This is a genomic window from Rhodococcus sp. NPDC059968 (assembly GCF_042738615.1).
Taxonomy (GTDB): Bacteria; Actinomycetota; Actinomycetes; order Mycobacteriales; family Mycobacteriaceae; genus Rhodococcus_F.
Genome location: NZ_JBHWUE010000005.1, coordinates 95125 through 109025, shown reverse-complemented (window position 1 = coordinate 109025; position 13901 = coordinate 95125). Strand labels below are relative to the sequence as shown.

10 protein-coding genes are annotated in these 13901 nt (G+C 67.0%); 3 read left to right on the top strand and 7 right to left on the bottom strand.

Going from position 1 to position 13901, the window contains the following annotated elements:
* The 5 genes from ACFWAY_RS07285 to ACFWAY_RS07265 all read right to left on the bottom strand — a co-directional run bounded on the left by ACFWAY_RS07285 (position 1) and on the right by ACFWAY_RS07265 (position 6197).
* The gene (locus ACFWAY_RS07285) at positions 1-1734 is read right to left on the bottom strand and encodes an FAD-dependent oxidoreductase (RefSeq protein ID WP_378510299.1); all 1734 of its coding nucleotides are present in this window, start codon (positions 1732-1734) and stop codon (positions 1-3) included.
* Between the two features lie 172 nt (positions 1735-1906).
* Entirely contained in the window at positions 1907-2668 is a 762-nt protein-coding gene (locus ACFWAY_RS07280; RefSeq protein WP_378510298.1) for an IclR family transcriptional regulator, read from the bottom strand.
* Between the two features lie 18 nt (positions 2669-2686).
* Positions 2687-4039 (bottom strand): MFS transporter, encoded by a 1353-nt coding sequence (locus tag ACFWAY_RS07275; protein ID WP_378510297.1) that lies wholly within the window; start codon positions 4037-4039, stop codon positions 2687-2689.
* A 106-nt stretch (positions 4040-4145) separates the two neighbouring features.
* Complete coding sequence (locus tag ACFWAY_RS07270) at positions 4146-5423, bottom strand: hypothetical protein (RefSeq protein WP_378510296.1); 1278 nt, start codon at positions 5421-5423, stop codon at positions 4146-4148.
* Positions 5424-5543: 120 nt separating this feature from the next.
* Complete coding sequence (locus ACFWAY_RS07265) at positions 5544-6197, bottom strand: TetR/AcrR family transcriptional regulator (protein ID WP_378510295.1); 654 nt, start codon at positions 6195-6197, stop codon at positions 5544-5546.
* Between the two features lie 76 nt (positions 6198-6273).
* On the opposite strand from ACFWAY_RS07265, the gene ACFWAY_RS07260 reads away from it, so the two are divergent.
* Together ACFWAY_RS07260 and ACFWAY_RS07255 are read left to right on the top strand one after the other, a co-directional pair.
* A complete protein-coding gene (locus ACFWAY_RS07260) occupies positions 6274-7167 on the top strand; it encodes an SDR family oxidoreductase (protein WP_378510294.1) in 894 nt (297 codons plus the stop codon).
* 30 nt (positions 7168-7197) lie between these two features.
* Complete coding sequence (locus tag ACFWAY_RS07255; RefSeq protein ID WP_378510293.1) at positions 7198-8709, top strand: flavin-containing monooxygenase; 1512 nt, start codon at positions 7198-7200, stop codon at positions 8707-8709.
* Between the two features lie 32 nt (positions 8710-8741).
* Here the strand turns inward: ACFWAY_RS07255 and ACFWAY_RS07250 are convergent, their stop codons facing one another.
* On the bottom strand, positions 8742-9815 hold the full coding sequence (locus tag ACFWAY_RS07250; protein WP_378450573.1) for a YihY/virulence factor BrkB family protein: 1074 nt from the start codon (positions 9813-9815) through the stop codon (positions 8742-8744).
* Between the two features lie 42 nt (positions 9816-9857).
* Positions 9858-12293, bottom strand: coding sequence for a response regulator (locus ACFWAY_RS07245; protein WP_378510292.1), 2436 nt, complete (start codon positions 12291-12293; stop codon positions 9858-9860).
* 197 nt (positions 12294-12490) lie between these two features.
* On the opposite strand from ACFWAY_RS07245, the gene ACFWAY_RS07240 reads away from it, so the two are divergent.
* The gene (locus ACFWAY_RS07240) at positions 12491-13837 is read left to right on the top strand and encodes an MFS transporter (RefSeq protein WP_378510291.1); all 1347 of its coding nucleotides are present in this window, start codon (positions 12491-12493) and stop codon (positions 13835-13837) included.
* Positions 13838-13901 lie beyond the last annotated feature (64 nt).

Sequence of the window (13901 nt, the reverse complement as noted above, 5' to 3'; positions counted from 1 at the left end):
TCAGACCTCTTCCAGGACGGTCGGCTCGACGGATTCGCTGCGCAGCGACGCAAGGATCTCGGCGTCCCGGCCGATGGTGTACCCGAAGACGAGGGCGGGCCCGATGTTGGCGCCGTAGCCCGGGTAGCCGCCGCCGAAGATGCTGACGGCCGCGGAACCGGCGGCGAAGAGACCGGGGATCGGCTGGTTGTCGTCGTCGAGTACCTGGCTGTGCCGGTCGACGGCGAGGCCGGAGTAGGCGCCGAGGTCGCCCATCTCGATCTTCGCGGCGTAGTACGGTCCCTTGTCGAGCGGCTCGAGGTTCGGGTTGGGCTGGTGTTCCATGTCGCCCTTGAAGTGGTGGAACCAGTTGGACCCACGATTGAACTTCGGGTCCTCCCCCTTGGCGGCTCCCGCGTTGAACTCGGACAGGGTCTTCTTCAGCCCGGCGGCGTCGACACCGATCCTGCGGGCGAGTTCGTCGACCGTGTCGGCCTTGTGGAGGAATCCGGTCTTCTTGAAGTATCCCTGCGGAATCGGCCACGGCTTGGCGTAGCCGATTCCGTACTTGTTCATGGCTTTCGAGTCGGCGATGATGTAGCCGAAGGTTTCGTCGTGGCCGACGTTCTCCTGAATCATCGCCATGCCGAAGTCGTGGTAAGAGCTCGACTCGTTGGCGAATCGTTCGCCCTTGCGGTTCACGGCGATCAATCCGGGGAGCCCGAACGCCCGCAAGTGCGGGAAGATCCGCTGCTGCCCGCGCAGACCGGTGAACACCGTCACCGGGGCCCACGCGGCCGGCTCGTGGACGTCCGTGTCGACGTGCCCGCCGAGCGGCGCGGCCAGGCGCACGTTGTCGCCGTCGTGCCCGACCGTGGGAGTGAAGTGGTTGTCGCCGTGCGGATCATGACCCCAGTACTCGGCTCGCAGTGCCGGATCCGAGGAGTAGCCGCCGGCCGCGATGACGACACCGAGCCGCGCCTCCACCGTTTCCGCGTGCACGCCCCCGAGTACCGCCCCGGTGACGACCCCGTTCTCCGACTGCAGAATCTTCGTCACCGGCGTCTCGGTCCACATCCGGATGCCGAGCTTCGCGGCGGACGACACCATCCGCACCATCAGCGAATTGCCGTTGGTCCGGTCGAACGATCGGCGGCAGAGCACCGTTTCGACCCACGTCTTGAGGAGCTTCTTCGACACGTAGGCAAACGATTTCAACGACTGGTTGGCGTGGAGGAACTGCGCGATGTCGGGTCCGACCTCCGGCATGTAACCGAACACGGTGTAGGTGTCGAGGTAGGGGCGCAACCGCAACCGGTTCTCGCCGAGGGTGCGGGCGTCGACGACCTTGCCCGAGATCGCGCGTCCCGACGGCTTCGCGCCCGGCGCGTCCATCTGGTAGTCCGGAGCCATTTCCGGGTAGACGAATTCGACGTCGGTGTCGCGCTCGAGCCAGTCGATGGCCTCGGGCACCTCGTCGAGGAACGTGTCGACCATCTCGGCCTTGTAGCAGTCCTTGGCGAGTGCGCGGATGTAGGTTTCGATCTCCTGACGGGTGTCACCCTGCGCAAGGCCCTGCTTGTTGCCCGGCACCCACGCCCAGCCGCCCGAGATCGCGGTGGTGCCGCCGAGCCACTGCGACTTCTCGGCGACGATGACGCTGTGCCCCTCGCTCGCCGCCTTGAGTGCCGCGGCCATGCCTGCGGCCCCGGATCCGATGACCAACAGGTCGCATTTGACAGTTTTCGAGCTCATGCTTGGACCTTCCCTGGAGTGTCGACACTCGATCGGACATCGGCGAAAGCACTGGTGTGTAGTGTTTTTCGGCTCGCAATGTGTGATCGGTGACGGTGTGTTCGTGACAACCACTCTGACCGATCCGAGAGCCGAGTCACAGCGCGACTCCAATGGATGGAAAGGGATTCTGTCAGTGCCGCGATCCGCGCGTCATCGCCCGGGTGATGCCGCGCGACGCCGTCGTCAGCGCCGCGACCACCGACTGCGGGTTGGCCTGATCGTGCGGTATGACGACGGATAGGGCGGCGATCACCCTGCCACCGTCGCTGTCGCGCACGGGCACAGCGACTCCCGTCGCACCCGGGGTGATGAGACCGGCGGCCACCGCGAAGTGCTGGTGCCGGACCTCGGCGAGGAGATGTCGCATCTGGTCGGGATCGGTGACGGTGGCGTCGGTGTAGCGTTCGAGCGGCTGCGACAGCAGTTCGTCCTGCACGTCGCGGGAGGCGTTGGCCATCAGGACCAGACCGGACGAGCAGGCGTGCACCGGAAGACGTCCGGCGATCTTGGTGACGTTGACGACGGACCCGCGGGTGGAGAGCCGTTCGACGAACAGCACCTCGTTGCCGTCGAGGATGCCCAACTGGGTGTGTTGCTTGATCGCGGCGTTCACGTCCTCCATGAACGGCATCGCGGCTTCGCGCAGGCTCAGGGTGTGTGAGCCGCGGGAGCCCAGTTCCCACATCCGCACGCCGATGCTGATACGGGTGTCGTTGCGTTCGAGGAGGCGGTACTTCACGAGTTCCCCGACGATGCGGTGCGCCGTGGCGACGGGAAGGTCGGACCGACGCGCGATATCGGACACCGACAGGGACGGTGTGTCCGCGTCGAAGGAGGACAGAACCCTCACGACGCGGGCAGTGACCGATTCTCCTGTCGGTGTCCGTGACATCGCCCTATTGTCCTCCGGCTACTCCTGAGGAGTAGCCGGACGCCCGAGTTCGGCCAGCGGCACCCGGTACGTCTCGCGGGCGGTGAAGGCGGCGACGGATGAGACCAGCATGCAGAGCGCCGTGAACACTGCGACGGGGATCCACGCGTTCACTCCGGTGCCCAGCAGTGCCCAGCCGATCGCCGGGGCGAAGCCGGCGATGAGGAAGCCGATCTGCGTACCGACCGCGAAACCGGAGTAGCGCACCGGCGCCGCGAACATCTCGGTGAAGAAGCTGGGCCACAGGCCGTTCACCATCGAGTAGAACAGCGTCATCGTGAACAGCGCGGCGACGAAGATCAGCGGAATGGAGCCGATCGAGATGGCCCAGAAGTACCCGAAGATTGTCACGGCGCACCCGAGGGCACCGGCGATCCAGACGGGGCGGCGTCCGACGCGGTCCGACAGTTTGGCGAGCAGCGGGATCGCGACGATGGAGCCCGCGATCGACACCGACGACGCCCACAGCATCGTGGTGCGGTCGATGCCGACGTCGGGCCCGGTGGCGTAGGCGAGCCCGAAGACCGTGAACACGGTCTGCCCGACCGCGAACAGCGAACACAGCGCGATCCGCAGGACGTCACGCCACTGGGTGGTCAGGACGGTGACGACGGGCAGCTTCTGAACTGCTTCCTGCTCGCGTGACTCCTCGAACACCGGAGTTTCGTCGAGCTTGGTGCGGACGAAGTAGGCCACCACGAGCATCACCGCGCTGCACCAGAACGGAATTCGCCAGCCCCAGCTGTCGAGTTGGTCTTTCGGCAAGGCGGCAACGGGGATGAAGACGAGGGTCGCGAGGACCATCCCGGCGGCGTATCCGGTCATCGTGAAGCTGGTGAAGAACGCCCGTCGTCCCTCCGGTGAGTGCTCGAGCGTGAGGGTGCTGGCGCCGGCGGCCTCACCACCCGCGGAAAATCCCTGCGCGAGGCGGCACAGCACGAGAAGGATCGGGGCGGCGATGCCGATCTGCTCGTACGTGGGCAGGAATCCGATCGCGAGACTGGACAGGCCCATGATGAGCAGGGTCAGCAGCAGAATCTTCTTGCGGCCCAGCTTGTCTCCGAAGTGGCCGAGCACGATTCCGCCGACGGGCCGGGCCACGTAGCCCACGCCGAACGTCGCGAGCGCGGCGACCGTGCCGATCGCGTCGTTGCCGGCCGGGAAGAACGTGTGCCCGAAGACGAGGGCGGCGGCGGATCCGTAGATGAAGAAGTCGTAGTACTCGAGCGCACTTCCGAGGAACGACGCGAGCGCCGCCTTCTTCGGCGTCTTCGCGACCTCGGTGGGTGTCGCGGTCGTCGGGCTGTCGTGCGTGACGGCGGATACGTTCATCGACTCTCCTGCGATCGGCCTGGCGTGGTGTGACACAACGTGCCAACCGCGCCCACGCGTGCGCAACGTCATATCCATCCATTGGAAAGCCGGCAACGTGCCCCGCCTACGGCTGCGCCGGGGACAACTCCCAGCCGGCGCTCATGTCGCGGGCGAGGTCGGGTACCCGCCGCAGCACCCGCTGGCTCTCCACGAAGTCGCGGAACGGGATCGCGAGCAGGGCCCGCAACTCTCCCGGACGGCCCTCGGCGAGCCGCTGGTAGGACGACGCGATGTCACCGACGATGTACTGCCAGCGCGGTTCGCGATCGGCCCAGTTGAAGCCGGGCAGGGGCGTGCGGAGACGATAGGCCGAGCCGTTCACGTCGCCCGCCACAGACATCGGCGAAACCTGTCCCGGTGCGCGCGAACCGGGAACCGAGGGTTGCGCCGCGAGGGTGGTGGCGTAGGTGAGTGCGCGGCCGACGCCGTCGCGGGCTGCCGCGGTGACGTCCCACTGATCGGCGATGATCTGATTCTGCTCACGCGACGCCATCCGGAACAGGGCGTCCGCGTAGCCCGTCGGAGAGCCGGAGAAGATGCCGTTCCAGGCGATCTCGGCGTTCTCGTCGAGCAGTCCGACGGCGGCCATCTCCTCGACAGCGGCCCGGCCCTCGTTCAGGTACGCCTCGTGCATGGGCACCATGTCGAAGTAGATGTGCTTCTGCATCATCAGCAGGCGCTTCTGGTACCAGTCCATGTCGTCGGCGGTCATCGCCGGGCCGACGGTGGCGAGCGTTCTCGGGTCTGTCGGCAGGAGTGTCATCGCCTCGCCGGGCAACCCACGGACCGTGGACGCGACGGCGTTGCCCAGGGTGTGGACGGCGTCGACTCCGAGCACGCTGCGGCCGAGGTCGAGGTCCCAGAAGCCCGCGGCGAACGACCCTCCCGCCAGCCCGGCCATCCCGGACCAGTAGAGCTCGGCGCGTTGAAGTTGGTACCGGCCGTAGTTCTCGTACACCCGGTCGACCACCGCAGCATTGGCAATCAGTCCGGCGTTCGGATCCCACGCGGCCAGGTCGATGCCGGACGCCTCGGATCCGCGGGACAGCCAATACTGTTGCAGCAAAGACGAATACCGCGTCGGTGCGACGCCGTCGGAGCGGGCGGCCGCCAGCGCGGCACCGAGTACGGCGGAATCGGTGGGCAGCCGGGGGTCGAGTCCGCCGATCGACTCCGCCGCCGCGTTGGCCGGCGTGATGTCGAGCAGGCCTTCGTAGCCGGCGGCGTGCGCGACGATCGGAGTCGGCGTAGCGAGCGCGACCACCCCGAGCAGCGCGACGAGCACCGCGCGGATCGTCGTATTGCGGACCCACGGTGATTGACAGTGCACAGCACCGGACATGTCAGGTATTTAACAACATATATGTGATGCCGTCAGGGGTTTGCCCGGATTCCCACCGGCGCACGCAATCCCAGGTCAGCGCACGTGAGTGGCAAAGCGTGCGCCCGGACGCCGCGCCACTCACATGGGCGGGGTACCGAGTTGCCCCAGGACGGCCGAGAGGATGGTGTGCGCGCTGCCGATGACGGACTCGATCGGCTGCGGGTTCTCCGACAGCACCCACTGCTGGGCGATCATCAGCACGGCTCCCACCAGGCCGGTCGCGAGGGTGCGCAGGTGGAAGTCGGGAAATGCGGTCCGGTCGACGGCCGGACCGATGACGACGAGAACGGCGTCCACGAACGACAGGGTGACGCGGCGGTAGGCGTTGTCGACCTCAGGCCCGACGCCGAGGACTTCCTGGAATGCGATCCGCGGGATCCGCGGGTCGTCGGCGACGGATCGGAAGAAGGCGGTGAGTGCACCGCGAACCCGCGCGTCGAGATCGGCGCCGCCGGCCCCCGCTCCGTGCAGGACGCTGTCCCGCAGGCGGTCGGTCACGCTTGCGTACGCGGCCAGGAGGAGGGCCTCGCTGTCGTCGAAGGACTCGTAGAAGTAGCGCTTGGTGAGCCCGGCGGTCGAACAGATCTTCTCCACCGTCGCGGACCGGTATCCGCTGGTCCCGAACACTTCGACGGCCGCGTCGACGAGGCGCACGCGACGCTCTTCCTGACGCTGGCGCGGACCCGCACCGCGGTAGGTGCGGCCCGTTTCGTCGAGCTTGGGCGAACTCACGCCCCCATATTGACACCGCACAGTTCCAGATACAAACTGACACCAAACGGTGCCAGATCACACGCCAGGAGATCCCATGCCCACGCTCAGGAACAAAGTCGCTCTCGTCACCGGGGCAGCGCGTGGCATCGGAGCCGAGACGTCCCGCGCCCTCGCCCGCAAGGGCGTCAAACTGGTTCTGATCGATCTGGACGCCGAGCCGCTGAACGCCCTCGCCGCCGAACTCGGTGACAACGTCGCGATCGCCGTAGCCGCGGACGTCTGCGACCTTGCCGCCGTACAGAAGGCCGTCGACGACGGTGTTGCGAAGTTCGGCGGCATCGACCTCGTTGTCGCGAATGCCGGCATCGCAAGCTACGGCTCGGTGATGCAGGTCGATCCAGCCAGGTTCAAACGGGTCATCGACGTCAACATCCTCGGCGTCTTCTACACCGTCCGCGCTGCGCTTCCGTCCGTGATCGAGCGCAAGGGCTACATACTGATCGTCTCGTCGCTCGCCGCGTTCGCACCCGCGCCCGGTCTGGCCGCGTACTGCGCGAGCAAGGCCGGCGTCGAGCATTTCGCCAACGTCCTGCGTCTCGAAGTCGCGCACCGCGGTGTCGCCGTGGGCTCGGCCCACATGTCGTGGATCGACACCCCGCTCGTCCAGGACGCGAAAGCCGACCTCACGGCGTTCAACCAACTTCTCGCGGTCCTGCCGGGACCGGTCGGCAAGACGTCGTCGGTGGGTCCCTGCGTCGACGCATTCGTCGATGCCCTGGCCAAGCGGAAACGCCGGGTCTATGTGCCGCGGTGGGTCGCGCTCGCCGGCTGGCTGAAGTCGGTGGTGACCTCGCGCGTCGGCGATCGCAACACGCTGCCCCACGTCCCCCGCATTCTTCCGCTGATGGACGAGGAGGTCGCGAAACTCGGCCGGTCCACCAGCGCACGTAATGTCGCTCTCGACGACGTCGCCGTAGACCCGAAGTAACCCCCCTTCCCAGCCAGCGAGAGAGTGTTCATGTCACACACCGAGACCGCCGCCGAGACCACCGCGGCCAAGGCGCCCGTCGAACACGTCGACGTGCTGATCATCGGGGCCGGACTGTCCGGGATCGGTGCCGCGTACCACCTGCAGGACAACTTTCCCCGCCGGACGTACGCAATCCTGGAGAGCCGCGAATCGATCGGTGGCACGTGGGACCTGTTCCGCTACCCCGGCATTCGCTCCGATTCCGACATGTACACCCTCGGCTACCGGTTCCGCCCGTGGGAGAACGACAAGTCGATCGCCGACGGGCCGTCGATCCTCGAGTACGTCAAGGACACGGCGGCTGAGCACGGGATCGACCGGAACATCCGGTTCCGGCATCGGGTGATCCGCTCCGAGTGGTCCACCGCCGACTCGCACTGGACCGTCGACGCCGAGCGCACCGACACCGGTGAGAAGGTCCGGTTCACCGCCGATTTCCTGATGTCCTGCAGCGGCTACTACCGCTACGACGAGGGCTACACTCCCGAGTTCCCCGGAATCGACCGGTTCGGTGGTCGCGTCGTCCACCCGCAGCAGTGGCCCGAGGACCTCGACTACGCGGGCAAGCGCGTCGTCATCATCGGCAGCGGAGCCACCGCGGTGACGCTGGCGCCGTCCATGGCTGCCGACGCCGCACACGTGACCATGCTGCAGCGCTCGCCCACCTACATCATCTCGATGCCGGCCAAGGACAAGCTGGCCAACAAGCTGCGGCGGCACCTGCCCGCCAAGCTCGCCTACGGCCTCACCCGCCTGAAGAACGCATCGGTGGCAACCGCGATCTACCAACTGTGCCAGCGATACCCGGAATTCATGAAGGGTCGCATCCGGCAACTCCAGGAGAAGTGGCTGCCGAAGGGGTACGACATCGACACCCACTTCACGCCCCGATACAACCCGTGGGATCAGCGACTATGCCTGGTTCCCAACGGGGATCTGTTCCGCGCCATTCGGAACGACGAGGTGTCGATCGTGACCGATCACATCGACACCTTCACCGAAACCGGGATCACGCTGAAGTCCGGTGAGGAATTGCACGCCGATGTGGTCGTCACCGCAACAGGTTTGAACCTGCTCGCGTTCGGCGGGATGACGCTCGCCGTCGACGGCCACGACATCGACCTCACCGAAACCATGGCGTACAAGGGAATGATGCTCAGCGGGGTGCCCAACTTCGCGTTCGTCATCGGGTACACCAACGCGTCGTGGACGCTCAAGGCCGACCTGGTGTGCGAGTACGTCTGCCGTCTGCTCGCGCACATGGACGCGAACGGGTTCGCGCAGTGCGCCCCGGAGCGCGACAGTTCGGTCGAGGAGGAGCCGTTCCTCGACTTCGCCGCCGGGTACGTGTTGCGGTCGGTGGAGTCGTTCCCGAAGCAGGGTTCGAAAGCGCCGTGGCGGCTGCGGATGAACTACTTCCGCGACCTGGTGACACTGCGGCACGGCAAGATCGTGGACGATGCCATGACGTTCAGCGGGTTGCGGCTCCGCCGCCCGTGAGTACTTGTTAACCACGGGCGGTTAATAAGTACTCACGGGCCCGGAGGGCACACGGCTTCGACGTCGGACGTGTCGCCGTCACTCTCGCGTAGCGCCTTGCCCTGCTGCACGTACTGCTCGTACTTCTCCGCGTTCTTGTCGGAGACCCGTGTATCGCGAGGCGGCAATTGCAGTTCGTCTTCGGCCGGCATGCCGGCCTGCAACTCCCGTCCGCGTTCGAGTTCGGCATCCAGTTCCGCGCCGAAGAGCAACGCCAGATTGGTGATCCAGAGCCAGAGCAGGAACACGATCACGCCGGCCAGGGAGCCGTAGGTCTTGTTGTAGCTGCCGAAGTTGGCGACGTACAGACCGAACAAGACCGACGCCAGGATCCACGTGACGATGGCGAGGAACGCGCCGGCGCTGATCCAGCGGAACTTCGGTTGCTTCACGTTGGGCGTGACGTAGTAGAGGATGGCCACGGCTACCACGACGATGCCGAGGACGAACGGCCAACGCGCGATGTTCCAGACGGTCAGGGCGGTGTCGCCGAATCCGATCGCGTCACCCAGCGAGCGGGCGACGGGGCCGCTCAGGGCGAGCATCGCCGCTGCGGCGGCCACCAGCACCAGACCGACGACGGTGACGGCCAGCATCAGGGGCCGGAGCTTCCACACGGGACGCCCCTCCTCGACTTCGTACATGCGGTTCATCGCGCGTCCGAACGCCCCGATGTAGCCGGACGCCGACCACACCGCACCCAGCAGGCCGAGAACGAGGGCCATTCCCGCGGTCGGCGTCGCGACCAGTTGCGCGATGGGGTCGCGCAACGTGTCCACGGCGGAGGACGGCCCGAGATCGTCGACCATCTGCAGGACCGCATCGGTGGTGCGCTGCCCTTGACCGAACACACCCAGCAACGAGACCAGCGCCAGCAGCGCAGGGAACAGGGAGAGGACCGCGTAGTACGTCAGTGCGGCGGCCAGGTCGGTGCACTGATCGCGCGTGAACTCGTGCGCCGTCTTCCTGATGACGTACCACCAGGAAGGCTTAGTCAGGTCCGCAGGCGAATCCGGCTTACGCGGATCGTCGGGTTCCGGTTCGGCGTGCTGATGATCGTCGTTCATCGGTCACGCCTACCCGTAACGCGCCTCAGGGAAACTGCGGCTCTATTCGCGGTCGGTGCCCGCGGCGAAGTTCGCGACCACCTCCGCCGCGATTTCCCGAAGTTTGACGTTGCGATTCTGCGAATACGACGAGAGCTTGTCGAAGGCGGTGTCGGCGTCGCACTGGAAGGCGGCCATGGTCAGCCCGACCGCTTGGCTGAGGGTTGTCCGCGTATCCAGCGCCGTGCGCAGTTGTTTCGACTCGAGCTCACTGTCCGTGATCAGAGTTTCACGAAGCCACGACATTTCGAGATGAACACGCACCCGCGCGACGAGTTCGTTCGGCTGAAACGGTTTGACGATGTAGTCGTCGGCTCCGTGGTTCAGCCCGTCGACGGTCGACTCCGTTCCCGCCCGGGCGGTGAGCAGAACGACCGGTAGCCGTGCCGTCGACTGCTCCGATCGCAGCTCCCGCAGGAGGTCGATGCCGTCGCGACCGGGCAGCATGATGTCGCTGAGCACGAGATGCGGCGGACGGGCGGCGACGTGCTTCAGCGCGGACTCCGCGTCGGCGACGGGGTCGACGTCCCAGCCCTGCTCCTGCAGCAATCGGGTGAGGTACGCCCGCAGGTCCGGGTGGTCTTCGACGAGCAGGATGCGGCGGCGGTCCGCCCCACGTTCGTTCGATACCGCGACCTCGGCGGACGGTTCCCGCTGGTCGACGTCGCCGAAGGGCGTCACCGCGCCGACGGGTCGGTCGGTCGCGCGCGGGGTCACGCCGTCGGGCGCCGGGATCCGCGGTATGCGGACGGTGAAGGTGCTGCCCCGGCCCGGTGCGCTGTCGAGATCGACGGAACCGCCGAGCGCAGCGGCAAAATCGGCCACCAGGGAAAGTCCGATGCCGACGCCGCCACTGCCCGACCCGCGGGCCTCGACGCGATAGAACCTGTGGAATACGCGTTCCTGTTCCTCGGCCGGAATTCCGACACCCGTGTCGGTCACGCTCAGCACCAGCCGGCCGGTGTCCTGGCGGAGCGCGACGGACACGGATCCGGACCGGGTGTACTTGACCGCGTTCGACACGAGGTTCAGCACGATCCTCACCCACATCTCGCGGTCCAATTCGACCGGACCGGAGCCTTCGTCGATATCGGCCCGGAGTGCGAGTCCGGCCTGCACGGCGGCGGAATCGAACATGCTCACGCAGTCGGCCGTCAACCGGCCGACATCGGTCGGCTCCGCGCGCGGCAGAAGCTGGCCGGCTTCCGCCTTCGACAGATCGAGCAGGTCGTCGACGAGCTGCTGCAGCCGGACCGCTGCCCGGTAGGCGGCCGCGATCGCGTCGCGCTGATCTGCGGGCGACTCGTCCCCGGTCCGCTCGCGCAATGCCTCGAGGGGTCCGAGCAACAGGGTCAGCGGGGTACGGAACTCGTGACTGACGTTCTCGAAGAACCGCGTCTTCGCCGCGTCGAGTTCCGCCAGCGCAGCGGCGCGGTCGCGTTCGAACTCGTAGGCCAGGGCGTCCGAGATCAGGGTCGACACCTTCGCCGTGACCAACTCGGCGAAGCCCCGATATGCGTCGTCGAACGCGCGATACGGACTGATCCCGAGCACCAGCACACCCACCGGTTCCGCGTGACCCGTCACGATCAACGGGCACAGCCTCACCTCCGTCACCGCCTTGGTCGCGGCGGGCTCGAGCTCACCCGGCGCCCGGCCACGGTGGCGGGTGACGTCGGTCGCTGGGATCCGGGCGGGCCTGAACTCGCCGTCGTCGTCCACCCCCACGGCACCGACGAGCACGAGGTCTTCGGCGGCGTCGTCACCCGAGCCGCCGACGACCTCGCGACGGAGATAGATCGCGGCCAGCGGAACGTCTCGTCCGCTGTCGCCGAGTACCCGCACGACCGCACGGCAGGCATCGACGAGCGGATCGTCGCCGCCTGCGGTGGAAACGGTGCCCAGTTGCCGCAGAGTCTCCAGTCGACGCTCGCCGAGCACGGTCGCGGTCACGTCGGTCGTCGCCACGAAGACCCCGGCGACATTCCCGTCCTCGTCCTGCACGGGACTGTAGGAGAACGTCCAGTACGTCTCCTCGAGGTACCCGTGCCGCAGCAGGTACAGCGGCTGATTCTCCGTATAGGTCGCCGCACCACCCGACATCACCTGCTCGGCGAGCGGACCCACCTCGTCCCAGATCTCCGCCCAGCACTGCGCACCGGGTTCACCGATCGCGGCCGGGTACTTGGCGCCGAGGACCCGGGTGTACGAGTCGTTGAAGATCTGCACGAGCTCAGGCCCCCACCAGAGCAACATCGGAACCTCGGAGGGCAGCACGGTCCGTACTGCCGCCCGCAACTCGACAGACCAGGTCTCGACGGGCCCCAGCGGCGTGGCCGCCCAATCGGTGCGGCGTAGCCGCTCCCGTGTCTCGCCCGGCCCGGCGAACAACCGATCCGCCGACCAGGAATTACCGAAACCCGAGCCAGTCACATCCATGGACCTTTCGCCCACTGCCGGTCGCCCGGAGTCTTCCAGTTGTCAACAGGGAAATCATGGCCCAGTACCGCATCCAACCGCTACTTCTCGTATTCCGACATTCGGAAGCGAAGTTGGAAACGAGTGACCTGTCCGCCACGGTAGGTGAGTCGTGAGCCACATCACAGCCCACCTCCGAGGAAGAGCAGGTCCAGCGCATGCAATTCGACCTACGCGAACGCATCGACAGCAGCCCGATGACGCGCTACCAATGGGGCGCCATCGCCATCTGCGGTCTACTCAACGTGCTCGACGGTTTCGACGTCCTCGTCATGGCGTTCACCGCGCAGTCGGTGTCGCAGGAGTGGGATCTGTCCGGCTCGGTCGTCGGCCTCCTGCTCAGCGCCGGACTGTTCGGCATGGCAGCGGGGTCGCTGTTCCTGGCGCCATGGGCTGACACCATCGGACGCCGCGCGATGATCCTGCTGTGTCTGGCACTCGCGTCGACGGGCATGCTGCTGTCGGCGGTCAGCCAGAACGCGATCCAGCTCGGCCTGCTCCGCGCCCTCACCGGCGTCGGCATCGGCGGAATCCTCGCCAGCAGCAACGTCATCGCCAGTGAGTACGCGTCGAACCGCTGGCGCGGCCTCGCTGTGAGCCTCAATTCCACCGGTTACGCCGTCGGCGCCACCCTCGGCGGAATCATCGCGGTCGTCCTGCAGAACTCGCTCGGCTGGCGCGCGGTGTTTCTGTTCGGCGGGCTGTGCACGGCGGCGATCATCCCCGTCGTCTACGCCCGGCTCCCCGAATCGATCGACTTCCTGCTCGTCCGGCGGCCGGCCAACGCCCTCGACCGGATCAACGCCTTCGCCCAGCGGGTCGGTCAGCCGCGACTCGACGAACTGCCCGCACCGCGTGCCGCCGCCACCGCCGACGCCGGATTCGCGATGCGTGTCCTGCTGTCCCCGCAGCGCCGCCGCAGCACGCTACTGGTCTGGTTCGCGTTCTTCACGGCGATGTTCGGCTTCTACTTCGTCACCAGTTGGACCCCGAAACTGCTGGTCGAGGCCGGCATGTCCGCGAACCAGGGCGTCACCGGCGGGGTGCTCCTCAACCTCGGCGGCATCTTCGGCGCCACCCTGCTCGGGGCACTGTCCGCGCGCTTCGCCCTGAAGCGAGTGCTCATCGCCTACATGGCGATCGCGGGCGTACTGCTCGTCGTCTTCGTCCCCGCCACCGCGTCCATCGTCATCGCGTTCGGGCTCGGCGCCCTGATCGGCGTCTTCGCCAACGGTTGCATCGCCGGGCTGTACGCGATCACGCCGTCGGTCTACTCGCCCGCCGTCCGGGCCACCGGCGTCGGCTGGGGTATCGGCATCGGCCGCGTCGGCGCCATCGCGTCCCCGATCGTCGCGGGCGCCCTCCTCGACCGCGACTGGTCGCCCACCCAGCTGTACATCCTCGTGGCCGCGTCCTTCGTGCTCGCCGGACTCGCCGTGTCGCGACTGCGGTTCGAGAAGACCGACGTGGACGCCACCGCGGACGCACCGCTGACTACCCACTGAGGCGGCTCCGCCACCCGTGCGCCTTTGTGGTTGCTGGAACAACCAGAAAGGCGCACGGGCCCGG

What these genes read in the sequence shown, in the direction of transcription:
- ACFWAY_RS07285 (WP_378510299.1), bottom strand. Translation starts at nt 1,734, where the DNA reads ATGAGCTCGAAAACTGTCAAATGCGACCTGTTGGTCATCGGATCCGGG.
- ACFWAY_RS07280 (WP_378510298.1), bottom strand. Translation starts at nt 2,668, where the DNA reads ATGTCACGGACACCGACAGGAGAATCGGTCACTGCCCGCGTCGTGAGG.
- ACFWAY_RS07275 (WP_378510297.1), bottom strand. Translation starts at nt 4,039, where the DNA reads ATGAACGTATCCGCCGTCACGCACGACAGCCCGACGACCGCGACACCC.
- ACFWAY_RS07270 (WP_378510296.1), bottom strand. Translation starts at nt 5,423, where the DNA reads ATGTCCGGTGCTGTGCACTGTCAATCACCGTGGGTCCGCAATACGACG.
- ACFWAY_RS07260 (WP_378510294.1), top strand. Translation starts at nt 6,274, where the DNA reads ATGCCCACGCTCAGGAACAAAGTCGCTCTCGTCACCGGGGCAGCGCGT.
- ACFWAY_RS07255 (WP_378510293.1), top strand. Translation starts at nt 7,198, where the DNA reads ATGTCACACACCGAGACCGCCGCCGAGACCACCGCGGCCAAGGCGCCC.
- ACFWAY_RS07250 (WP_378450573.1), bottom strand. Translation starts at nt 9,815, where the DNA reads ATGAACGACGATCATCAGCACGCCGAACCGGAACCCGACGATCCGCGT.
- ACFWAY_RS07245 (WP_378510292.1), bottom strand. Translation starts at nt 12,293, where the DNA reads ATGGATGTGACTGGCTCGGGTTTCGGTAATTCCTGGTCGGCGGATCGG.
- ACFWAY_RS07240 (WP_378510291.1), top strand. Translation starts at nt 12,491, where the DNA reads ATGCAATTCGACCTACGCGAACGCATCGACAGCAGCCCGATGACGCGC.